The organism is Acidovorax sp. AC410, assembly GCF_979253235.1.
Map to the genome: position 1 here is coordinate 1,933,111 of NZ_CEEDCG010000001.1, position 21,822 is coordinate 1,954,932.

A 21,822-nucleotide genomic window follows, 5' to 3' on the forward strand; every position below is an offset into this window, starting at 1 on the left:
GTATTCCTAGCATGGAGGCACTGGGTATCGAGGGGTGCGGCTGCAAGGACCGTGCCGCGGCACCCGCAGTTTTGTCTGGAGAACCATGTGAACCATCCCCTGCTTCAAGTCAGCGGCCTCAGGAAGAGCTACGGCCCGGCCGAGGTGCTCAAGGGCATTTCCTTCGACCTGCAAAAGGGAGAGACGCTGTCGCTGATCGGGCCCAGCGGCTCGGGCAAGTCGACCTGCCTGCGCTGCCTGAACTTCCTGGAAAAGCCGCAGGCCGGCGAGGTGCTGCTCGAATCGAAGCGCATCGGCCAGGTGCCCGACCGCAAGGGCGGCTGGCGCTTCATGACCGACACCGAGATGGCGCCGCAGCGCCGCGAGATCGGCATGGTGTTCCAGCTGTTCTACCTGTGGCCGCACCTCACCGTGCGCGACAACGTGGCGCTGGCGTCCATCAAGGCCGCGGGCATGCGGCGCGACGAGGCCCATGCGCTGGCCGAGGAGATGCTGGACAAGGTGCACCTGCGCCACAAGGCCGACGCCTACCCCGAGCAGCTCTCGGGCGGGCAGCAGCAGCGCGTGGCCATTGCGCGCACACTGGCGCAGAAACCCCGGCTGATCCTGTTCGACGAGCCCACCTCGGCGCTCGACCCGGAGCTGGTGGGCGAGGTGCTGGGGGTCATCCGCGAGCTGGCCGAGGAGGGCCGCTCGATGATCCTGGTGACGCACGAGATCCGCTTCGCGCGCGACGTGGCTGACCGCGTGATCTTCATGGACGGCGGGCACATCGTGGAGGAGGGGCCCGCCGCGCAGGTGATCAACCAGCCGCGCATGGAGCGCACGCGCAGCTTCCTGGGCCAGGTGGGTGCCGAGGCCGGGCTGGGGGCATGAGCATGCCGGGCATCGACACCCTCACCCTCATTGTCTCCACGCTGGCGCGCGGCGCACTCACGGCGGCGCAGGTGGCCCTGGGCGCGGGCCTGCTGGCTGCCAGCCTGGGCCTGCTGCTGGCGCTGCTGGTGGTGTTCGCACGCCAGCGTGCGCTGCAGGCCGCCATCGCGGTCTATATCGAATGGATGCGCAACGTGCCGGCGCTGGCGCACCTATTCGTGCTGTACTTCGGCCTGGCCTCGGTGGGCGTGCGGCTGTCGCCGCTCACGGCTGCGGTGATCGGCCTGGGCCTGGTGGGTGCCGCGGTCCTGTGCGAGGTGTTCGCGGCGGGCCTGCGCTGCCTGCATGCGGGCCAGCGCGAGGCAGCCCTGGCCGTGGGCCTGACGCCGGCGCAGGCGCTGCGCAGCGTGCTGCTGCCGCAGATGCTGCGCGTGACCTTGCCCTCGCTGGGCAACTACGCGAGCCAGCTGGTCAAGGACACGTCAATCGCCTCGGCCATCGCGGCGCCCGAGGTCATGTTCTACGCACGCAACCTGGTCACCTCGACCTTCGAGACGCCGCTGATCTACCTGACCGCCATGCTGCTGTATGCGGCCATGGTGCTGCCCATCAGCTGGGCCTTTGCGCGGCTGGAACGCCGCACGGCAGGGGGTGCGCGATGAACGCCTTTCTTGCGACCTATGCCGAGTACCTGGCCGAATGGTGGCCGCGCCTGGCGCAGGCGGCGTGCGTCACGGCCGAGCTCTCGGCCATCGGCTTCGCCATCGCGCTGGTGCTGGGCGCCTTGCTGGTGTGGATGCTGCGCAGCGGTGTGGCGCTGCTGCGCCACGGGGCCAACGGCTTCATCCAGCTGCTGCGCGCGGTGCCGCTGCTGGCATTGCTGCTGGCCATCTACTTCGCGCTGCCGGCGGCCGGCATCACGCTGCCGGGCTACTGGGCGGGGGCCATTGGCCTCGGGGTGCACGGCTCGGCCTACGTGGCCGAGGTGCTGCGCGGCGGCCTGAAATCCGTGCATGGCGGGCAGCGCGAGGCGGGGCTGGCCGCGGGGCTCACGCCGCGCCAGGTGTTCCTGCACGTCACGCTGCCGCAGGCCCTGCGGGTGATGCTGCCGCCGCTGCTCAACAGCTACGTCGCGCTGCTCAAGGACAGCTCGCTGTGCGCGCTGATCGCCACCAACGAGCTGATGCTCACGGCCAAGGCCCTGTCCAGCGAGTACTTCCTGCCGCTGCACATCTTCGTCCTGGTGGGGCTGCTGTATTTCGCCATCGCCTTTCCCCTGTCCATGCTCTCGCGGCTGCTGGAACGCCGCCTGGCCCATGGGCGCCGCACGGTGGGTGCGGCATGAACATCCCGAAGGACCCCATGACATCCATGACCTATGCGCCGCTGGAACAGCTGGCCAGCGCCATCCAGCGCGGAGAGCTGTCCAGCGAGGCGCTGCTGGAGGCGCAGCTGGCACGCATTGCGCGCCACGACGGGCAGCTGCACGCCTTCACCGACGTGTATGCCGACGAGGCCCGTGCCAGTGCGCGCGGCCTGGACCAGATGGCGCGCGCCGGCGTGCGCCTGGGGCCGCTGCACGGCGTGACAGTGGCCGTGAAAGACCTGTTCGAGGTGCACGGCAAGCCCATCGCGGCCGGCTCCAGGGCGCGGCCGCCGCGCACCTCGGCGATCAGTGCCGCGGTGGTGGAGCGCCTGCGCGCGGCCGGCGCGGTGGTCATCGGCAAGACGCACACGGTGGAGTTCGCCTTTGGCGGCTGGGGTACGAATGCCGCGATGGGCACGCCCTGGAACCCCTGGGACCTGGGCACCCACCGCACGCCCGGCGGCAGCAGCAGCGGCTCGGCCGTGGCGCTGGCGGCCGGGCTGTGCTCGGCCAGCATCGGCACCGACACGGGCGGCTCGGTGCGCATACCGGCGGGCCTGTGCGGGGTGGTGGGCCTGAAGACCACGCGCGGGCTGATCAGCCGCCACGGGCTCATCGAGCTGTGCCCCACGCACGACACGGTGGGGCCGCTCACGCGCACGGTGCGCGACAGCGCCATCCTGCTGGACGTGCTCTCGGGCCCCGACCCGCGCGACGGCGCATCGCTGCCGGCCCCCGTGCGTGCGGTGCTGCCGCAGCTGGACGCGGCCCGCGGCGTGGGCGGCATGCGGGTGTGGACGCTGCCCGAGGCCGAGCGCGTGGACGTGGACGCCGAGGTGCTGGCCGCCTACGACGCGGCCGTGCGGGTGCTGGAGGGCCTGGGCATGCAGCGCGTGGAGCGGGCGCTGCCGCAAAGCTGCGCCGAATCCATGCGCGTGGCCGGCAGCCTGATGAGCGCGGAGGGCTATGCGAACCTGGGCGATCTGTTCGAGCAGGAGGGGCTGGAGTTCGACCCGCATGTGCGCCGGCGCATCCTGCTTGGGCGCGACATCGGCGCGGCCCAGTACATCCACCTGCTCAAGGCGCGCGAGCAGGCCCGGAGCGACATGCTGGCAGCGATGGACGGTGTGGACGTCTGCGCTTTTCCGACCAATGCCATCGCGGCGATTCCGCTGGCCGAGGTGGACGAGCTGGCCACGCCGCTGTCGCGCTTCGGCCGCTTCGTGAACCTGCTGGACCTGTGCTCGGTGGCCGTGCCGGCAGGCTTCACGGGCTTGGGGCTGCCGGTGTCGCTGCAGCTCATTGCCCGGCCCTTCGACGAGGCCACGGCTCTGCGCGTGGGCCATGCCTTCGAGCGCGCCACGCGCTGGCACTTGGCCGTGCCGCCGGGGCTGGGTTAGCCCGGCGCCTCCCCTGTCCCTTTGCCTGTCGTCCGTGCCCTGCGCACGGCGGGGGGCGGCTTTTTCCCGAAGGAGCGATCCATGCCTGTCACCCTGCTGTCGAAGTCCCTGGCGGCTTTCGCTGTCCTGTCCTTGCTGGGCCTGGCGTGCCAGGCCCAGGCCAGGGACGGGGCGCTGGCGCGCATCGCGCGCAGCGGTACGGTGCACGTGGGCTACATCCCCACGCCCGGCACCTTCGCTTTTCGCGATGCGGCCGGCAACACGGTGGGCTATTCGATCGACGTGTGCATGAAGGTGGTCGAGGCCATGCGCCGGGCCCTTGCCCGCCCCGACCTGCGCGTGGACTTTCGGCCGCTGGAGGCGGCGCAGCGCATTCCCCTGCTCAAGGCCGGCAGCATCGACATCGAGTGCGGGGGCAACACCAACACCGTGGGCCGGCAAAAGGAGGTGGATTTCTCGCACACGCTGTTCACCACGGGCGTGCGCTTGCTGGCACGCCAGTCGGTGCAGCTCGACGGCGTGCCCAGCCTGTGGCGGCGGCGCATCGCGGTGAGCAACGGCACGACCGCGCAGGAGACGGTGCAGCGCGCGCAGCGCGAGCAGGAGATCGCGGTGACCGTGGTAGCCACCGACGCCGAGGGCGTGCGCCTGGTGGAGCAGGGCCAGGTGGATGCCTTTGCGCAGGACGACGTGCTGCTGTATGGGCTGATCGCCGCATCGCCCGCGCGTGACAGCCTGCATGTGACCGGTCGGCACCTCACGGTGGAGCCCTACGCCTTCATGCTGCCCAAGGACGACGCGCCGCTGCGCGAGATCGTGGACCGCACGGTGCTGGGCCTCATGCACTCGGGCGAGCTGGCGGCGCTGTACCGCAAGTGGTTCGACACGGCCACGCTGCGCATACCGATGAGCGCGCACATGCGCGAAAACATCCGCTACCCCAACAAGTACGGCATTCCCTGAGCCCTTTTTTGTTCTTTCCCTTCCTGAGGTGTTTCCATGAGCAGCAGCATTCCCTTCATCAGCGATCGGCAGGTGGCCGAGGCCCTCGACTACCGCTGCGTTGCCGCGGTGCTCGGCGAGGCCTTCGCCAGCCTGGCCTCTGGCGGCGCGGCCGTGCACCGGCGCCAGCGCACCGACTGCCGCGACCTGCGGCTGAGCACCATGGGGGCCGTCTGGGCTGACCGGGCCGTTGCCGGGGTCAAGGTCTATCCCACGGTGCGTGGGCAGTTCAGCTTCTCCATCGTGCTGTTCGACCTCCAAAGCAATCAACCGCTGGCCGTGCTCGACGGCAACGAGCTCACGCGGCTGCGCACGGCGGCCATCACCACGCTGGTGGCGTCCAAGGCCGCGGCACTGCGCCCGCGCAAGCTGGCGCTGTTGGGCACCGGGCTGCAGGGGCGGGCGCAGGCCGATGCGCTGTGCGGGTGGTTCGATTTCGAGGAAATCGCTCTGGTGGACCCGGCCGGTGATTCGGCCTGGGCCCAGGCCCTGGCCGCGCGCACGGGCAGCCGCGTGGCCTTCACCACGCCCGAGGCGGCGGTGCGCGGCGCCGACATCGTGGTCACCGCGACGCGCTCGGCCACGCCGGTGTTCGATGGTGCATGGCTGGCACCGGGCGCCTTCGTCTCGGCCATCGGCACCAGCACGCCCAAGGGGCGCGAGCTGGATGACACCGCCATGGATCGGGCGGGCCGCATCATCGTGGAGTGGAAGCCGCAGAGCCTGGCCGAGGCCGGCGAGATCGTGCTGTGGCAGGGGCGCAGCAGCCATGCACCCTTCGTGGACCTGCCCGAACTCTATGCCGGCGAGGCACCCTGGCGTCCGGCTGGCCCGGCCATTACCGTCTTCAAGTCGGTGGGCATCGGCCTGGCCGACGTGGCGGTGGCGCAGCTGGCGGTGGAGCGCGTGCTCCATGGTGGGGAGCTGCGGCAATGAAGGTCTGTGTCATCGGCGCGGGCATCATCGGATGCGCCACGGCCTACCAGCTCGCGCGCCAGGGCTGCGAGGTGCAGTTGATCGATGCCGCGCACGCGCCGGGCCTGGCCACGAGCTACGCCAACGGCGCGCAGCTGAGCTACAGCTACGTGGAGCCCTTTGCCTCGCCGGCCACGCTGCGGGCGCTACCGGGGCTGCTGCTTGCGCGCGGATCGGCCGTGCGCTTTCATCCGCGCTGGGACTGGCGGCAGTGGGCCTGGGGGCTGCAGTTCCTGCGTGCCTGCACGGCGCGGCAGTCGCTGCGGGGCACGGCGCAGCTGCTGCAGCTGGCGCAGGCCAGCCGCGCCACCCTGGCGCAGTGGATGCAGGACGAGCGCTGGGACTTCGGCTTTGCCGAGAACGGCAAGCTGGTGCTGTGCCCCACGGCCGCATCGCTGCGCCACCAGGAGCGCCAGGTGCGCCTGCAGGCCGGCATGGGCTGCCGGCAGGAGGTGCTGGGCATGCGGGAATGCCTGGACAGGGAGCCCGCGCTGCGCGGCGCCATGGCGCTGCAGTTTGCCGGCGGTGTGTGGACGCACGACGAATGTGTGGGAGACCCGCACCGCCTGTGCCTGGATCTGGCGGCCAGCGTGCAACGCATGGGCGGCACGCTGTCACTGGGTGTGCAGGCGCAGGGATTCGTGCGCCAGGGTGCGCGCGTGGTGGCCGTGCAGACCGGTGTCGGCGACATCGCGGCCGACGCCTTCGTGCTGGCCTGCGGCCCGCGTGCACCGGCCCTGGCAGCCGCGCTGGGCCTGCGCCTGCCGATCGAGCCCATCAAGGGCTACAGCATCACGGTGCCGTTCAGCGCGGGTGTGCACCGGCCGCGTGCCAGCGTGACGGACCTCGCGCGCAAGACGGTGTTCGCGCCACTGGGCGGGCACCTGCGCGTGGCGGCGATGGCCGAGGTGGGGGCCACGGGCCTGTCGGTGGCGCCCGCGCGCGTGCAGGCCATGGTGGACGCGGTGGCACAGACCTACCCGGGCCTGTGCGCGCTCGACGCCCCCGTGGTGTGGGCGGGCCTGCGGCCTGCGACACCGACCTCGGTGCCCATCGTCGGGCGCTGGCGCGAGAGCAACGTGTACCTGAACGTGGGGCACGGTGCGCTGGGTCTCACGTTGGCGGCGGGTAGCGCTGCGGCGCTGTCTCAGCAGATGCTTCGGCCGCACTAGCGCAGGTGGGCTCAGCTGCGGTGGCGCGGCAGGCGCACGGCGACCTCGGTGCCCTGGCCGGCTGCGCTGTGCAGCGCGACGCGGCCCTGGTTCTGTTCGACCAGGGTGCGCACGATCCACAGGCCCAGGCCTGCGCCGTCCTGGCCGGCCACGCCGGCACTGCCCTGCCAGCCGCGCTCGAAGGCGCATGACTGCTCGGCATCGCCCATTCCGGGGCCGTCGTCGGTGACGCGGATGACGATGCTGTCCGCAGTCTCCGTCGCGCTGAGGGAGACGGTGCTGCCCGAAGGGCAGTACTTGACGCAGTTGCCGATCAGGTTGCACAGCACGCGCAGCAGCTGCGCATAGTCCACGAAGACCTCGCCCGCCTGCCCGGGCACCAGGTGCAACTGGATGCCGGCGCGCTCGGCCACCATGCCCATGGCGTCTGCCGCATCGGCAAGCAGCCGGGCCGGTGCGATGGTCTCGCACAGGGTGCGCTCGCGGCTGTCGACGGCGTGGGTCGACAGCAGGTCGTCCACCAGGCGCTTCATGGAGGCGATGGCGCCCTCGATGCGGCGGATGGCCGGCAGCGAGGGTGCATGGCCCGCACGCGTGAGCAGGGTGGCGTTCAGTCCCATCACCTGCAGCGGCGAGCGCAGGTCGTGCGCCACCACCGCCAGCAGCTCTTCGTTGGCCTTGGCCAGCGCATGGGCGCGTTCGGCGTTGGCCTCGGACTCCTTGAGTGCGCTGCGCAGCTGGATCTCGCGCGCGGCGGCCTTGGCGAGCTGCACGAGGGTCTCGATCTCGGTCTCGGTCCAGCTGCGCGGCTGGTTGTCGATGACGCAGAAACTTCCGATGGGTTGGCCGTCGACGATGAGGGGCACGCCCACGTAGGCGCGCACGTCCAGGCTGTCGACGATGGGCACGGCGCGCCACAGCGGGTCGGCGTGGGTGTCTTCGATCACCAGCGGATCGGTGCTGGCAATGGCGTAGTGGCAGAAGGTGCGGCCGTGGACCTCGCGGGCGGAGGCCAGCTCTTGCGGAAAGCCGTGCGCGCTCTTGTAGAAGTCACGCTCGGCGTCGACGATGGACAGGAAGCTCGCGGGCGCGCCCACCAGGTTCACGGCCAGACGGCTCATCGAATCGAAGGTCTCTTCCGTCGGGCTGTCCAGCAGCGCGATGCTGTGGACGGCGGCGAGCCGGCGGGGATCGGAAACCAGGGGGTCCAGGTGGGCCACCAGCTCCTGCGGGGCGATCGGCATGCCGGTCCTTTGCGCCAGGGGGCTCGCTGGGGTCCGAGGCAGGGCGCGCATCAGGATCCGGGCCGCACCAAACCGGCCGGCCCCGTATTGTCGCCGACCTTGGCTGAGGGTGGGCAAACTCGCGCGTTCAGCCGGCCTGGAGCGGGATGGGGGCGCGCATGCCTGCGTTGATCAGGTTCCAGGCGTTGATGACGCCGATGGCAAAGCCCAGCTCGGCGATTTCGGTGTCGTTGAACTGTGCCTTGAGCAGGGCGAACTCCTCGTCGCTGGCATCGCTGTGCGGCGTGGCGGTGATGATCTCGGCCCAGCGGAAGGCGGCGCGTTCACGCTCGCTGAAGAAGGGGGCTTCGCGCCAGCCGGCCACGGCGTTGAGGTGGCGCGGGTCCATGCCGTCCTTGACCAGGTAGCTCCAGTGCATGTCCATGCAGTAGGCGCAGCCGTTGATCTGCGACACGCGCAGGAAGACGAGTTCGGCCAGGCGGGTGCCGATGCTGCCCTTCTTGACGGTTTCGGACAGGTTCACGAGGCCCATGAAGGCCTTGTTGGCAAGCTGGTGGTAGGGCAGGCGGGCGGTGTGCTGGGACATGGTGAAAACTCCTCGGTGGTGATGAAGGGGTGAACGTGCTTCGTGGAAGGCATTGCATCGTTTGCGGCCTTCCATACCTCTCAAGACGGGCCAGGCTGGCGGGTTGTGACAGCCCGGCCGAAAAATTCTTCAGGCCAGGGTGAGCGGGATCCCTTGCAGCTTGTCCGGGTTGCGGATCGCGTAGATGGCGACGATGCGCTCGCCGTCGGTGACGATGGCCTGGGCCGATTCGAGCCGGCCGTCGATGTAGCGCAGCAGGCCCGGCTCGCCATTGATCAGAACCGGGCGGTAGACCACCTGCTCGGCCATGCGCCGCCACTGGGCCCAGAACAGGTTGGCGATGCGGAAGGCGCCCACCAGCGGGTGCGGGAAGGACTGCACCTTGCCGCCGCCGTCGCCGATCAGCATGGCGTCTTCGGACAGCAGGGCCTCTATGGCATCGCGCCGGCCGCTGTGGGCGGCGGCGATGAAGCGTTCGAGCAGTTGGTGGTGCACGCCCCGCGGCACCTCGAAGCGGGTGCGCGCCTGCTGCACGCGCTCGCTGGCGCGGTGCACCATCTGGCGGCAGGTGGCCTCGGTCTTTCCCAGCTGGGCGGCGATCTCGGGGTAGTCGTAGTCGAACACCTGGCGCAGCAGGAAGGCGGCGCGCTCCTCGGGTCCCAGGCGTTCGAGCACGTACAGGAAGGCGACCGAGAGCTCGCCCGCCAGCTCTGCCGCGGCCTCGGGTGTGCGGTGGTCGAGTGGCTCCACCAGGGGTTCGGGCAACCACCAGCCCACATAGGCCTCGCGTTCGGCCTTGGCGGCGCGCAGCCGGTCGATGGACAGGCGCGTGACCACGGTGACCAGCCAGGCCTCGGCCGATTGCAATGTGCTGGTGTCCGCGTGGCTCCAGCGCAGCCAGGCATCCTGCAGCACGTCCTCGGCATCGGCGCGCACGCCGAGCATGCGGTAGGCGATGCCGAAAAGGCGCGGGCGCAGGGCGGTGAAGGTGTCATCGGCCCGGTAGGCCGGGGGCAGGGTGGTGGTCATGGCGCATCTCCAAGCGTAGTCTGGTCGATAACCAGACGTGCCAGGGGTCCGCTGTGTGACAGCCCGGACCCGCAAAAATGCTCAGAGCGTCCTGCGCAGCGCCTCGAAGAACAGCTCGGACTGCAGGCGTTCGCCCATCGACTGTTCGCCCACGTGCTGCGCCAGCGCGGCGCTGGCCGGGGCCAGGGGGCGGCCGGTGGACTGCGCCAGCACCTGGGCCATGCAGGCGCGCTCCAGGTAGTACAGATCGTCGTAGGCGTAGTCGATGCGGTCGCCGCAGACGACCACGCCGTGGTTGCCCAGGAAGCCGATGTCCGCGCTTTGCAGCACGCCGGCGATGCGCTCCCCCTCGCGCACATCGAGCGCGAAGCCGTTGTAGTGCGGGTCCACCGCGGTGCGGCCATGAAAGCGCATGGCGTTCTGCGACAGCATGGTGTCCAGGCAGCGGTCGGTGGTGAGCGTGAGCGCCGTGGCGTAGGGCATGTGGGTGTGCAGCACGCAGGCCTTCTTGCAGATGCGGTGGATGGCGGCATGGATGAACATGGCCGTGGGCTCGACCTCATGGCGGCCGGCCAGGCGCCGGCCTTCTTCGTCAATGAGCACGATGTCCTCGGCCTGCACCTCGCTCCACATCAGGCCGCGCGGGTTGAGCAGGAAGCGGCCCGAGCCATCGGGCAGTTCGACGCTGAAATGGTTGCACACGCCTTCGGACAGGCCATGGTGGGCGGCGGCGCGCAGGGCCAGGGCCAGGTCGTCGCGCAGGCGGTGCACCTCGGGTGCGTCGAAATCAGGGGTGGAAGGGGTCATCGGGGTTCCTGGGGTCGTGGGTTCATTCATCGTCATCCGTGCAACGGGCGTGCCATCCAGGCGGACTGCGCCTGCAGCACACTGGCCGGGCTGCGGCCGGTGATGGTTTCGTAGACACCGGGGGCGGTGGCGCCTTCGGTGCTGATCAGCAGCACACGGGCGTCGGCGCCCAGGCCGGCCTGGGCTGCCAGCGACGGGTCGGCCATGAGCGCGGCCAGCCCTGCCAGGCCGGCGGCTCCCGATTCGCCGCTGAGGATGGGCATGTCGCCCGCTGCACCGCTGGCCAGGGTGCGCATGGCCTCCTCGGCCTGGGCGTCGCCCACGGTCATGAACAGGTCCACCGCAGGCTGCAGGAAGCGCCAGGCCAGGGGCGAGGTCTCGCCGCAGGCCAGGCCTGCCATCACCGAGTCCACGCTGCCCGTGGCACGGGCGGGCCGACCGGCGATCGCGCTTTGCAGCAGGCAGTCGGCCTGTTCGGGCTCCACGGTGATGAAGGCCGGGCGTGCAGCGCCGTGGCGCTCCCAGAAATGCGCCACGACACCGGCGGCCAGGCCACCCACGCCGCCCTGCAGCAGCACATGGGTGAAGGGGCAGGCGCCATCGGCACTCGCGGGGGCTTGTTCGAGCAGTTCGTCGACCAGGATGCCATAGCCCTGCATCACGTCGCGCGGGATTTCCTCGTAGCCGTCGTACGAGGTGTCGGAGACCACCCACCAGCCATGCGCCCGTGCCAGGCGCTCGGCCTCCTGCACGGAATCGTCGTAGTTGCCGGCGATGCGCACGATCTCTGCGCCCAGCGCGCGGATGGGTTGCTCGCGCTCGGCGCTGACATGGGCATGCAGCACGATGACGCAGCGGCAGCCGGTGGCCTGCGCTGCGGCGGCCAGGGCCCGGCCGTGGTTGCCGTCGGTAGCGCTGATGACCGTGAAATCCGCGAGGGCTGCGGCATGCCGGCGCGCGAGCAGATTCGCCGGCGCCCAGCCTGCGCCGGGCCATTGGCGCAGGACCAGGCGCAGCAGCGCCACGGGTGCGCCCAGTGCCTTGAAGCTGGAGAGCGGCGAGCGCACCGATTCATCCTTCAGGTGAAGCTGACCCAACCCGAGCTGCCGTGCCAGGTGGGGCAGGGCGTGCAGCGGCGTGCTGCCATGGCGCAGCTGATTCCAGCCGGAGAGCCACTGGCGGCTTTCGCGGCCCTGGGCGAGGTTCATCACGCGCTGCAGATCGGGATCGTAGGGGCGGCGTGTGGCTTGGGGGTTGGTGAACAGCATGGAGAAGGTTTTCGGGGTTCAGGAAATGGGCAGGCGCTGGCGCGCGATCTCGGCGAAGTAGCGCGCGCCGATGGGCAGCACAGCGTCGTTGAAGTCGTAGCCGGCGTTGTGCAGGGGCACGCCGCCGGGGCTGCCGGCCTCGCCGTTGCCGATGAACATGAAGGCGCCTGGGACCACCTGCAGGAAGGCGCCGAAATCCTCGGAGATCATCATCGGGGTGATGTTGCGGTCCAGGCGTTCTGCGCCCACCACGGCCTCGGCTGCTGCCACAGCCGTGTCCACGCACTCCGGCCAGTTCACGGTAGGCGCGAACTCGTGCGTGTACGTGAAGGCGCATGTGGCGCCGTGCGCCGCGCAGATGCCTTCGCAGATCTCGCGCATGCGTTTTTCCAGGAGCGCCTGGACCGCCGGCGAATAGCTGCGCGTATCGCCCTTGATGGTGACGTGGCTGGGCAGGGCATTGCGAATGCCGTCGGTGGTGAACTCGGTGCATGAGATGACGGCGGGCTGGCTCGGGTCCACCGAGCGGGCCACCACGGTCTGCAGCGCGAGCACGATCTCTGCGCCGATGACCAGCGGGTCCACCGCCATGTGCGGGCGGGCCGCGTGGCCGCCGCGGCCGGTGATCGCGATGACGAAGTTGTCCTCGCTGGCCATGATGCCGCCGCTGCGGATGGCCATGTGGCCGGCCGGCATGCCCGGGATGTTGTGTGCGCCATAGATCTCGTCGACCGGAAAGCGCTCGAACAGCCCGTCGGCCATCATCGCGGCGGCTCCCCGGCCATGTTCCTCGGCCGGTTGGAAGATGAAGCGCACCGTGCCGTGGAAGTCGCGCCGCTCGGCCAATAGCTGGGCGGCACCCAGCACCATGGCCATATGGCCGTCGTGCCCGCACGCATGCATGCAGCCTGCGTTCTGAGAGGCATGGGCGCGGCCGGGTGCGGATTCGCCCATGGCCAGCGCGTCCATGTCGGCGCGCAGGCCGATGGTGGGGCCGCCGCTGCCCACGCTGAGGTTGGCCACCACCCCGGTGCCGCCAATGCCTCGATGGACGTCGAGGCCCAGTGCCGTGAGGATGCGCGCCACGTACTCGGCCGTGTGCACTTCGTTGAAGCCGGATTCGGGGTGCCGGTGCAGGTGGTGGCGCCAGCGCACGAGCTGCTGGTCGAAATCGGCGGCGGTGGTGGTCATGGCAATGCGGTCCCAGGTGTCGGATGGTTCCTACACATTGTTGGCGTTCGCGCCCGGTTGAAACCACCGCAATACGGCGTTCAATGAGGCACCTGTCTCACAATTTGGAGAAGCGTGATGCATTTGTCCCATAAGTCCTTTGGTATCGTGGGTGGGGCCATGAACCTTGACCGCCTGGACATCCAGATCCTCAACCTGCTGCAGGAGGACGCTTCGCAGCCCCTGCGTGTGCTGGCCCGCAAGGTGAACAGCTCACCGGCCACCTGCCAGCGCCGCATTGCCATTCTGCGGGCGGCGGGAATCCTGCTCAAGCAGGTCGCGGTGGTGAACCGGCAGCGCGTGGGGCGCGCGCTCACGGTGTTCGTGTCGGTGGAGCTGGACAAGCAGAACGATGCGCTGCTGCGCAACTTCGAGGCCAAGATGGCCGCGCAGGACGACGTGATGGCCTGCTACGAGGTGTCGGGCGAGTTCGACTTTCTGCTGATCATCAACTCGGCGTCGATGGAGCGCTACCATGCGTTCACGCGCGAGGTGTTCTCCTCGAACAACAACGTGCGCAACTTCAAGAGCACGTTCGCGATGAACTGCTCCAAGTTCGAGACGCGCGTGGCACTGGACGTGCCGCCCGAGGCGGACAAGGGCGACGACGAGGACTAGCCGCGCCCGCGGGGATGCTCAGGCCGAGGGCCGGGTGAGGTCTTCGAGCCGGGTGAGGAAAGCCATGGCCGCTGGCGTGCTGTCGGCGCACATCTCAACCGAGGGCTGCAGGCCGCTGCAGACTGCAGGTCGTGCAGGGTGCCCAAAAATGAGGCAGCGAGCATCATCCCCGAGCTGGATGCAGCGCACGCCCGCCGGCTTGCCCTGTGGCATGCCGGGGATGGGCGAGCTGATGGACGGGGCGGTGCAACAGGCGCCGCAGCCGGACCGGCACTGCATTCCTATCGCTGTTCGGTTGCTATTGTTTTGATAGCTCAGGCTGCGTTCAGGCGCGCGGACGCCCAGAGCACCTGGTCGACCACGGCGCGCACGCGCTCGCGGTGGGCTGGCTGCACCAGGGCACCGGCTTCGTCGAAAGCCGTGCTGGCCTGGCCCAGGGCAAAGGCCTTGGGCGCGAGCCAGCATTCCAGGTTGTGCAGCAGCGGTGCCAGGTGGCTTTGCGAGCGCAGGCCGCCCAGGCCGCCGTTGGAGGCGCTGAGCATGCCCACGACCTTGCCGCGGAAGGGCTTGGTGCCGTCCTGCCACGCGGGGTTGCCGCCCACAGGGCTCGACGCCCAGTCGATGGTGTTCTTGAGCAGGGCGGTGTAGCTGCCGTTGTACTCGGGCGAGCAGACGATCCAGGCCGGGTGCTCCCACAGCACCTGCTTGAGGCGCACCACGTCGGCCGGCGTGCCCTGGGCTTCGAGGTCGGCGTTGTACATGGGGATATCGTAGTCCGACAGCTCCAGCAGCGTGACCTCGGCGCCGGCATCGCGGGCGATCGCGGCGGTCGCGTGGGCCAGACGCCGGTTGAACGATTGCTGGCGCGTGCTGCCGGCGAAGACGAGGAGGGAGTTCTTGTGCATGGCTGGATTGGAGCACAGGCGCCAGGCAGGATTCCTGCAAGCGCAGGCTAGCTGTCTGCCTGGGGCGCAGCCAGCCGCCACACCAGGGTGGCCAGCGCCGCCACGAAGGAGGCCAGGCTGAGGAGGGCGCGCCAGAGGTTGGCGGCGTTCCAGCGCGCGCGCACCTGGGCCCAGTCGGCGGGCGGCAGCTGCGGGTTCCAGGCCTCGGTGGTCACATTGAGCGGCAGGTTCACCTGTTGGGTGAAGAGGATGATGCCCAGGGCATAAGCCACGAGAATCACCGCCAGCATGGGCCACCAGCCTTCGCGGCGCCGGGCCCAGCCGGTGGCCAGGGCCAGCGCGCACCAGACGGGTGGGCCGAAGAACAGCGCAAAGAACAGGCTGTGGCGCACGTTGCGGTTCAGGGCCGACTGCACGGTGGCGTAGGTCGCGCCATCCATCTGCAGCATGGCCAGGTTCACATTGGCGCTGTAGGTGCCGAAGAAGCCGGCCATGAGGCCGAGCCAGACGACCGCCAGGAAATGGGGAGCCATGGCGATGGCGGAGTGCAGGTGGGAAGGGGGGTAGTAGGCATGGAGCCCACTGTGCCCATGGCGATGGCTTGTTGCCTTAACCTTTGATAAGGCCCATCTCGCTGCGCACGCGTGAGAGCGTGACATCGGTGACGCCCAGGTAGGACGCGAGGTGCCGCAGCGCGATGCGCTCTGGCCAGTCGGGGTGCTGGGCCAGCAGCCGGGCATAGCGCTCGCGCGCACTCAACTGCAGAAATTCCTGCTCGCGCTGCATCTTGCCATCGAGCTGGGCGCAGAGGGCTCGGTGCTCGAGCGCCGCCCAGGCAGCCCAGCCATCGGTGGCCCCTGGCATTCCCGGTGCAGGCATGGGAAGCGCCCAGACCCGGCTGTCCTCCAAGGGTTCCACGTGGAACATTGCTGGTTGTTGTCGCAGGCTGGGCGTGATCGGCCAGAACATCGCGCCATCGAGAAAGAAGTTCTTGTTGGCTTCCGCTCCGTCTCTGTCCACCAGGTACAACCTCAGGATGCCGCGCTCCACCCACCACAGATGGCGCCAGGTTTCACCGGCGCGCAACAAGGGCTGGCCCCGTTGCAGATCAATGGCCTGGGCACTGCTCCACCATGACGCCACCGGTACGGGCGGATCGCCCACCAGTCGGGTGAGAAAGTGGGTCAGAGGGCTGTGGGCAGACACGGTGGGCGCAAAGTGGGAAAATCCCGGGTTGCCCGCCGGGGCAGGGTGCAGGCTTGCACCCCCGCACCCGGGCGGGGGCGGTACACACGGCAGGCCCAGGCGGGGCCCGGCCACAGGTGTCGTACCGGGATTTTTGATTATCGGGCCCGACAGGCCCCGGAGCGCTCCCATGTTGTACCCCCAGGAATTTGATGTGATTGTCGTCGGCGGTGGCCATGCCGGTACCGAGGCCGCGCTGGCGGCTGCCCGCATGGGCAGCAAGACGCTGCTGCTCACGCACAACATCGAGACGCTGGGACAGATGAGCTGCAACCCCAGCATCGGTGGCATCGGCAAGGGCCACCTCGTCAAGGAGGTGGATGCCCTGGGCGGCGCCATGGCGCTGGCCACTGACGAGGGCGGCATCCAGTTCCGCATCCTCAACAGCTCCAAGGGCCCTGCCGTGCGCGCCACCCGCGCCCAGGCCGACCGCATTCTGTACAAGGCTGCCATCCGTCGCATGCTGGAGAACCAGCCCAACCTGTGGTTGTTCCAGCAGGCAGTGGACGACCTGATGGTGGAGGGCGACCGGGTGGTGGGTGCCGTGACGCAGGTGGGCATCCGCTTCCGTTCGCGCACCGTGGTACTCACGGCTGGCACCTTCCTCGATGGCAAGATCCACGTGGGCCTGAACAACTATGCCGCCGGCCGGGCAGGGGACCCACCCGCCGTGTCGCTTTCGGCGCGCCTCAAGGAACTCAAGCTGCCCCAAGGGCGCCTGAAGACCGGCACGCCGCCGCGCCTGGATGGGCGCAGCATCGACTTTTCGAAGTGTGCCGAACAGCCTGGCGACGGCATGCTCGGCGGCGTGAACGAGGGCACGGTGCCGGTGTTCAGCTTCATGGGCAATGCGGCCATGCACCCGCGGCAGATGCCGTGCTGGGTGACGCACACCAACGAGCGCACGCACGACATCATCCGCAGCGGCTTCGACCGCAGTCCCATGTTCACGGGCAAGATCGAGGGGGTGGGCCCGCGCTATTGCCCGAGCGTGGAAGACAAGATCAACCGCTTTGCCGACAAGGACAGCCACCAGATCTTCCTGGAGCCGGAGGGCTTGACCACGCACGAGTACTACCCCAACGGTATCAGTACCAGCCTGCCGTTCGACATCCAGTACGAGCTGGTGCGCAGCATGCCGGGGTTGGAGAACGCGCACATCCTGCGCCCGGGCTATGCCATCGAGTACGACTACTTCGACCCGCGCTCGCTCAAGAGCAGCTTCGAGACGCGCCAGATCGAGGGCCTTTTCTTCGCAGGCCAGATCAATGGCACCACGGGCTACGAGGAGGCTGCGGCCCAGGGCCTGTTCGCCGGTGTCAACGCCGCCTTGCAGTGCCGTGGCGATGCGCCCTGGCTGCCCGGCCGCGACGAGGCCTACCTGGGCGTGCTGGTCGACGACCTGATCACGAAGGGAGTGAACGAGCCCTACCGCATGTTCACCAGCCGCGCCGAGTTCCGCCTGCAGCTGCGCGAGGACAACGCCGACCTGCGCCTGACCGAAATGGGCCGCAAGATGGGCCTGGTGGACGATGCCCGCTGGGAGGCTTTCAGCCGCAAGCGCGACGCTGTTTCACGTGAAACAGAGCGCCTCAAGGCCACCTGGGTGAACCCGCGCAACCTGCCGGCGGCAGAGTCCGAGCGGGTGCTGGGAAAGAGCATCGAGCACGAATACAACCTGTTCGAACTGCTGCGCCGGCCCGATGTGGGCTATGCATCCCTGGTGGGCATGGACGGTGGCAAATACGCCACGGCCGATGTTTCACGTGAAACCCTGGGTGCCTTGAGCGAATCCGTGATCGAGCAGCTGGAGATCGCGGCCAAGTACTCGGGCTACATCGACCGCCAGAAGGACGAAGTGGAGCGTGCCGCCCACTACGAAAACCTCAAGCTGCCGGACGACCTGGATTACATGCAGGTGGCGGCCCTCTCCATCGAGGCGCGCCAGATCCTGAGCCGCCTCCGCCCCGAGACGCTGGGCCTGGCATCGCGCATCTCGGGCATTACGCCCGCCACGATCTCGTTGCTCATGGTGCACCTCAAGAAGGGCGCCTTCCGCGGAATTGCCGGTGCACGTGCCCATGCAGAAGCGCCCGCGCACTGAGCGGCCTGTGGTCGGCAAGAGCGGGGCAGGGCTGCGCGCGCGCCAGCGGGGTGAGCTGCTGATGGTGCGCGCCATCGCCGTGGTGGCCGTACTGGTGCTGCTGCTGGCCATTCCGCTGTGGATGAAGCACGAGCGGGACAAGCGCGCAGGGGCGCAGGCTGGCAAGGAGGGCTCTGTGCTGTCGGGGGGCGCTCGTGTTTCCTCCCGCCCGGCGCAGTTGGCGGCTTCTGTTGCGGTGCCCGCGGCTGCAGCGCCAGCGGCCGCCAGCCCAGGTATTGGCCACGGCCTTACCTTTGCGGTGGTGGCAGACGATGCCACGATGCCCGCCGAGGTCGCACGCCTGGGCTGTGCCGGAGAACCCCATGCGACGGACCGGCCCTTGAAGGATGACCATCCCTGCAACCACCAGCAAGGCGACACCTCGTGCCGCGTGGTCCTGCCGGTGCTGTGCATCCAACCGGGCACGGCCGCCAAACCTGCCGGGGGCGTGGAAACCACCTATGCCGGCTGGACCGGCGGAATGCTGGCGCCCACCCAGCCCGTGATGGGTGCCATCCTGACTTCGGCAGCACTGGCCTCGGCCCGGTGTGAGAAGGAGCTGGGCAGTGGCTGGCGCATGGCCGATGTGCAAGATGGCTTGGGCAGCGGCAGCCTCACCGGCATGCGCACCACCAATACCACCCTGGGCCAGGGCACCCGCTACTGGGTGCAGACCAAGGACCAGCCGGCCAACTGCTGGAACAGTGCTGGCTCCTGAAGGCGCTCCGAGTGCAATGGTTCCACGTGAAACCATTGCCCGATGGCTGACCGACCAGGGCGCTGCCAATTGAACAATGGACACCCCAAACCCCATGAACACTCCTTCCGCCACCACGCTGGCTTTTCGCTCCACGCTGCTTTCGGCGGCCGAACAAATCGGCGTGTCCCTCGCGGACGCGCAGGCCGATGCCCTGTTGTGCTACCTGGACCTGATCCAGAAATGGACCAAGGTCTACAACCTTACGGCCGTGCGCGATCCGAAAGAGATGCTGACCCACCACCTGCTGGACAGCCTGGCGGCGGTGCCGCCGCTGCGCCGGGCCCTCGCACAGGCGGCACTGCCTGCGGGGCAGGGCGCTCGCCTTCTCGACGTCGGGGCCGGGGCCGGACTGCCAGGCGTGGTGATCGCCATCTGCTGCCCTGAGGTGGATGTGAGCTGCGTGGACACGGTGGCCAAGAAGGCTGCCTTCATCCAGCAGGTGGCGGTGTCCCTCAAGCTGCCGAATCTGCGCGGCGTGCATGCCCGGGTCGAGAACCTGGATGGTCCGTTCGATGTGGTGACCAGCCGGGCCTTCGCCTCGCTGGTGGATTTCACCACCTGGTCGCGACAGGCGCTTGGCGCGCAGAGTGTCTGGCTGGCCATGAAGGGCAAGCACCCCGCAGAGGAAATCGCAGCCTTGCCTGCCAGCGTGCAGGTGTTTCACGTGGAACCACTCGTCGTGCCGGGCCTGGAGGCCGAGCGCTGCATCGTCTGGATGCGTCCCGCGTGACCCGCCGTTGGTAAAAAGGGCAGGGCTGCGCGCACGGGTCGCGTAAACTCGCCGCTCGCCGGTCGTTTGTTGCAGCAGCAGTATTCGCCTGCTTGCGGCTCGTCTTTCCCCTGGGGGCTTTCTCATGTTTGGCATTGCGGATTACGGCGCCTTCGTGGCCGCCATCGTGTTGTTCCTGGCAATCCCCGGTCCGGGAAATCTGGCGCTGATCACCTCCACCAGCAAGGGTGGCATCCGCGGTGGCCTGGCCGCCACCATGGGGGTGATCGCCGGCGACCAGGTGCTGATGTGGATGGCGGTGGCCGGCGTGGCCGCCCTGCTGTCCACCTACCCCACCGCCTTCCATGCAGCGCAGTGGCTCGGTGCCGCTTACCTGGCCTGGCTGGGTTTCAAGATGCTCACGGCCAAGCCCGGCGCCCAGCCCATCCTCAACATCGAGCCGCGCCACTACTTCAAGCAGGCCGCGCTGATCACCTTGCTCAACCCCAAGGCCATCGTGTTCTACATGGCGTTCTTCCCGCTGTTCGTCGACCCGGCCCGCCACCAGGGCCTGCTGACCTTCGGCGTGATGGCGGCCACCGTGGCGGCCCTGACGTTTGCCTACGGACTCATTGCCGTGCTGTTCACCCACCATCTGGCGGAGCGCATGCGCGCCAATCCCACCATCGGCCGCGTGCTCGAAAAAATCGCGGGCGTGTTCCTGATCGGCTTCGGCATCAAGCTGGCCATTTCGAAGTAAACAAGGCATCCACTCCATGGCCCAGATTTTTTGCATTGCGAACCAGAAGGGTGGCGTCGGCAAGACCACCACCACCGTCAATCTGGCGGCCGGCCTGGCGAAGATCGGCCAGCGCGTGCTGATGGTCGACCTGGATCCCCAGGGCAATGCCACCATGGGGTCGAACCTGGACAAGCGCAAGCTCGACCTCACGGTCTACGACGTGCTGCTCGAGTCGGCTTCGGTGCGCGAAGCGGCCGTGCTGAGCGAAAAGTGCGGCTACCACGTGCTGGGTGCCAACCGCGAGCTGGCCGGTGCCGAGGTCGAACTGGTGGCGCTGGAGCACCGCGAAAAGCGCCTCAAGGCGGCACTCGCCGAGGTGGATGCGGACTACGACTTCGTGCTCATCGACTGCCCGCCCTCGCTGTCGATGCTGACCTTGAACGGCCTGTGCTCGGCCCATGGCGTGATCGTGCCCATGCAGTGCGAGTACTTCGCGCTCGAAGGCCTGACCGACCTGGTCAACACCATCAAGCAGGTGCATGCCAACCTGAATGCCGACCTGCAGATCATCGGCCTGTTGCGCGTGATGTTCGACCCGCGCATCACCCTGCAGCAGCAGGTGAGCGAGCAGCTCAAGGACCACTTCGGCGACAAGGTGTTCAACACCATGATCCCGCGCAACGTGCGCCTGGCCGAGGCACCGAGCTACGGCCTGCCCGGCGTGGTGTTCGACCCGCTGGCCAAGGGCAGCCAGGCCTTCATCGAGTTCGCGCAGGAGATGGTCGAGCGTGTGCAAAGCATGAAGGCGCTCGGCAAGAAACCTGCGGTTGTCTGACCGGGCATCTATCCGATTGCTATCAAATTCATAGTATGAATGCATCCCCCGATACCGTGCTCGTGCTGCCCGGCTGGCAGAGTTCCGGCCCCGACCATTGGCAGAGCCGATGGGAGGCGCTGCATGGCTTTGAGCGCGTGGAGCAGCACGACTGGATGCGCCCGCTGCGCGGCGACTGGACCGCGCGTCTGGAGGAAACCATCGTCGACGCCCCCGGCCCCGTGGTGCTGGTGGCGCACAGCCTGGGCTGCATCCTCACTGCCTGGTGGGCCGCGCATTCCTCTCACACCCACCGCGTGAAGGGTGCGTTGCTGGTTGCGCCGGGTGACGTGGAGCGCGAGGACATCGCCGGCTACCTGCCGGGCTGGGCGCCGGTTGCGCGCCAGGCCCTGCCGTTCCCCTCCGTGCTCGTGGGCAGCCGCAACGACCCGTACTGCAGCTTCGAGCGTGCCCAGGGCATGGCCCAGGCCTGGGGCGCGCGCTTCATCGACTATGGCGAGCGCGGCCACATCAATGCCGAATCGGGCCTGGCCGACTGGCCCGAGGGCCAGGCCCTGCTGGGCGGGCTGCGGTCGTCCACCATGCCACCGCTTGCCACCTCCTGAGCTCTATGTCCAAAACCAATCTGCTGGAAAAGGCCCGGTCGTTTCCAAAGGCCTGGTCGTCCCGCGTCATCGGCCGGGCTGCCAACGCCAACGTCAAGGTGCTGCGCATGGACGACGGCGCCTACCCCGATGAGACGCATGATTTCGATGAGGCCCTGCTCGTGGTCGAAGGTTGCATGCGCCTGGACCTGCAGGGCCAGGTCACCGAGGTGCAGGCCGGCGAGGTCTTCATCGTGCCTGCTGGCGTGCCCCATGCGGTGGCGCCGGGCAGCCATGGCACGCTGGTGATCATCGACCAATGACGG

Annotated in this window: 25 protein-coding genes; 15 read left to right on the forward strand and 10 right to left on the reverse strand. The window is 68.7% G+C overall.

The annotated features are described in order from the left end of the window. The first annotated feature begins 87 nt into the window (after positions 1–87). The 7 genes from AC0IZS_RS08925 (at position 88) to AC0IZS_RS08955 (ending at position 6,791) form a co-directional block, all read left to right on the forward strand. On the forward strand, positions 88–876 hold the full coding sequence (locus tag AC0IZS_RS08925; RefSeq protein ID WP_471635307.1) for an amino acid ABC transporter ATP-binding protein: 789 nt from the start codon (positions 88–90) through the stop codon (positions 874–876). Next, positions 873–1,538 carry an amino acid ABC transporter permease gene (locus AC0IZS_RS08930; RefSeq protein WP_471635308.1) on the forward strand — a complete coding sequence of 222 codons (666 nt, stop codon included), beginning with the start codon at positions 873–875 and terminating at the stop codon, positions 1,536–1,538. The genes AC0IZS_RS08925 and AC0IZS_RS08930 overlap by 4 nt, the downstream gene beginning before the upstream one ends. Further along, complete coding sequence (locus tag AC0IZS_RS08935; protein WP_471635309.1) at positions 1,535–2,221, forward strand: amino acid ABC transporter permease; 687 nt, start codon at positions 1,535–1,537, stop codon at positions 2,219–2,221. The genes AC0IZS_RS08930 and AC0IZS_RS08935 overlap by 4 nt, the downstream gene beginning before the upstream one ends. A 17-nt stretch (positions 2,222–2,238) precedes the next feature. Further along, positions 2,239–3,642 (forward strand): amidase, encoded by a 1,404-nt coding sequence (locus AC0IZS_RS08940; protein WP_471635310.1) that lies wholly within the window; start codon positions 2,239–2,241, stop codon positions 3,640–3,642. 81 nt (positions 3,643–3,723) lie between these two features. Next, positions 3,724–4,605, forward strand: coding sequence for an amino acid ABC transporter substrate-binding protein (locus AC0IZS_RS08945; RefSeq protein WP_471635311.1), 882 nt, complete (start codon positions 3,724–3,726; stop codon positions 4,603–4,605). 36 nt (positions 4,606–4,641) lie between these two features. Beyond that, positions 4,642–5,580 carry an ornithine cyclodeaminase family protein gene (locus AC0IZS_RS08950; protein ID WP_471635312.1) on the forward strand — a complete coding sequence of 313 codons (939 nt, stop codon included), beginning with the start codon at positions 4,642–4,644 and terminating at the stop codon, positions 5,578–5,580. Next, a complete protein-coding gene (locus tag AC0IZS_RS08955) occupies positions 5,577–6,791 on the forward strand; it encodes an FAD-dependent oxidoreductase (protein WP_471635313.1) in 1,215 nt (404 codons plus the stop codon). The genes AC0IZS_RS08950 and AC0IZS_RS08955 overlap by 4 nt, the downstream gene beginning before the upstream one ends. An 11-nt stretch (positions 6,792–6,802) precedes the next feature. Here AC0IZS_RS08955 and AC0IZS_RS08960 read toward each other — a convergent pair whose 3' ends face one another. From AC0IZS_RS08960 to AC0IZS_RS08985, 6 genes are all read right to left on the reverse strand, one after another. Further along, the gene (locus tag AC0IZS_RS08960; RefSeq protein ID WP_471635314.1) at positions 6,803–8,035 is read right to left on the reverse strand and encodes a GAF domain-containing sensor histidine kinase; all 1,233 of its coding nucleotides are present in this window, start codon (positions 8,033–8,035) and stop codon (positions 6,803–6,805) included. A 127-nt stretch (positions 8,036–8,162) separates the two neighbouring features. Then, positions 8,163–8,621 (reverse strand): carboxymuconolactone decarboxylase family protein, encoded by a 459-nt coding sequence (locus tag AC0IZS_RS08965; RefSeq protein WP_471635315.1) that lies wholly within the window; start codon positions 8,619–8,621, stop codon positions 8,163–8,165. Between the two features lie 129 nt (positions 8,622–8,750). Beyond that, a complete protein-coding gene (locus AC0IZS_RS08970) occupies positions 8,751–9,650 on the reverse strand; it encodes an RNA polymerase sigma-70 factor (RefSeq protein ID WP_471635316.1) in 900 nt (299 codons plus the stop codon). An 81-nt stretch (positions 9,651–9,731) separates the two neighbouring features. Further along, a complete protein-coding gene (locus AC0IZS_RS08975; protein ID WP_471635317.1) occupies positions 9,732–10,457 on the reverse strand; it encodes an aldolase in 726 nt (241 codons plus the stop codon). 32 nt (positions 10,458–10,489) lie between these two features. Further along, on the reverse strand, positions 10,490–11,725 hold the full coding sequence (locus AC0IZS_RS08980; protein ID WP_471635318.1) for a diaminopropionate ammonia-lyase: 1,236 nt from the start codon (positions 11,723–11,725) through the stop codon (positions 10,490–10,492). Positions 11,726–11,743: 18 nt separating this feature from the next. After that, positions 11,744–12,916, reverse strand: a complete 1,173-nt coding sequence (locus AC0IZS_RS08985) for a M20 aminoacylase family protein (protein WP_471635319.1) — start codon at positions 12,914–12,916, stop codon at positions 11,744–11,746. A 159-nt stretch (positions 12,917–13,075) separates the two neighbouring features. Between AC0IZS_RS08985 and AC0IZS_RS08990 the strand changes: the two genes are divergently transcribed. After that, positions 13,076–13,573 (forward strand): Lrp/AsnC family transcriptional regulator, encoded by a 498-nt coding sequence (locus tag AC0IZS_RS08990; RefSeq protein ID WP_471639489.1) that lies wholly within the window; start codon positions 13,076–13,078, stop codon positions 13,571–13,573. 18 nt (positions 13,574–13,591) lie between these two features. On the opposite strand, the gene AC0IZS_RS08995 is transcribed toward AC0IZS_RS08990, so the two are convergent. The 4 genes from AC0IZS_RS08995 to AC0IZS_RS09010 all read right to left on the reverse strand — a co-directional run bounded on the left by AC0IZS_RS08995 (position 13,592) and on the right by AC0IZS_RS09010 (position 15,642). After that, positions 13,592–13,852 (reverse strand): YkgJ family cysteine cluster protein, encoded by a 261-nt coding sequence (locus AC0IZS_RS08995; protein WP_471635320.1) that lies wholly within the window; start codon positions 13,850–13,852, stop codon positions 13,592–13,594. A gap of 35 nt (positions 13,853–13,887) precedes the next feature. Continuing rightward, a complete protein-coding gene (locus AC0IZS_RS09000) occupies positions 13,888–14,478 on the reverse strand; it encodes an NADPH-dependent FMN reductase (protein ID WP_471635321.1) in 591 nt (196 codons plus the stop codon). Positions 14,479–14,525: 47 nt separating this feature from the next. Beyond that, positions 14,526–15,011, reverse strand: a complete 486-nt coding sequence (locus AC0IZS_RS09005) for an anthrone oxygenase family protein (protein ID WP_471635322.1) — start codon at positions 15,009–15,011, stop codon at positions 14,526–14,528. A 76-nt stretch (positions 15,012–15,087) separates the two neighbouring features. Then, the gene (locus AC0IZS_RS09010) at positions 15,088–15,642 is read right to left on the reverse strand and encodes a Crp/Fnr family transcriptional regulator (protein ID WP_471635323.1); all 555 of its coding nucleotides are present in this window, start codon (positions 15,640–15,642) and stop codon (positions 15,088–15,090) included. Positions 15,643–15,853: 211 nt separating this feature from the next. Here AC0IZS_RS09010 and mnmG point away from each other — a divergent pair, with 211 nt between their 5' ends. The 7 genes from mnmG (at position 15,854) to AC0IZS_RS09045 (ending at position 21,819) form a co-directional block, all read left to right on the forward strand. Beyond that, on the forward strand, positions 15,854–17,827 hold the full coding sequence (mnmG, locus tag AC0IZS_RS09015; RefSeq protein WP_471635324.1) for a tRNA uridine-5-carboxymethylaminomethyl(34) synthesis enzyme MnmG: 1,974 nt from the start codon (positions 15,854–15,856) through the stop codon (positions 17,825–17,827). Further along, positions 17,805–18,584, forward strand: a complete 780-nt coding sequence (locus AC0IZS_RS09020; protein WP_471635325.1) for a hypothetical protein — start codon at positions 17,805–17,807, stop codon at positions 18,582–18,584. The genes mnmG and AC0IZS_RS09020 overlap by 23 nt, the downstream gene beginning before the upstream one ends. 94 nt (positions 18,585–18,678) lie before the next feature. Continuing rightward, complete coding sequence (gene rsmG, locus AC0IZS_RS09025; protein ID WP_471635326.1) at positions 18,679–19,356, forward strand: 16S rRNA (guanine(527)-N(7))-methyltransferase RsmG; 678 nt, start codon at positions 18,679–18,681, stop codon at positions 19,354–19,356. A gap of 124 nt (positions 19,357–19,480) precedes the next feature. Then, positions 19,481–20,095 (forward strand): LysE family transporter, encoded by a 615-nt coding sequence (locus tag AC0IZS_RS09030; RefSeq protein ID WP_471635327.1) that lies wholly within the window; start codon positions 19,481–19,483, stop codon positions 20,093–20,095. A gap of 16 nt (positions 20,096–20,111) precedes the next feature. After that, positions 20,112–20,912, forward strand: a complete 801-nt coding sequence (locus AC0IZS_RS09035) for a ParA family protein (protein ID WP_471635328.1) — start codon at positions 20,112–20,114, stop codon at positions 20,910–20,912. Between the two features lie 35 nt (positions 20,913–20,947). Further along, positions 20,948–21,517, forward strand: coding sequence for an RBBP9/YdeN family alpha/beta hydrolase (locus AC0IZS_RS09040; RefSeq protein WP_471635329.1), 570 nt, complete (start codon positions 20,948–20,950; stop codon positions 21,515–21,517). Between the two features lie 5 nt (positions 21,518–21,522). Next, positions 21,523–21,819: a cupin domain-containing protein gene (locus tag AC0IZS_RS09045; protein WP_471635330.1), complete on the forward strand. Its 297-nt coding sequence runs from the start codon at positions 21,523–21,525 to the stop codon at positions 21,817–21,819. Positions 21,820–21,822: the final 3 nt, after the last annotated feature.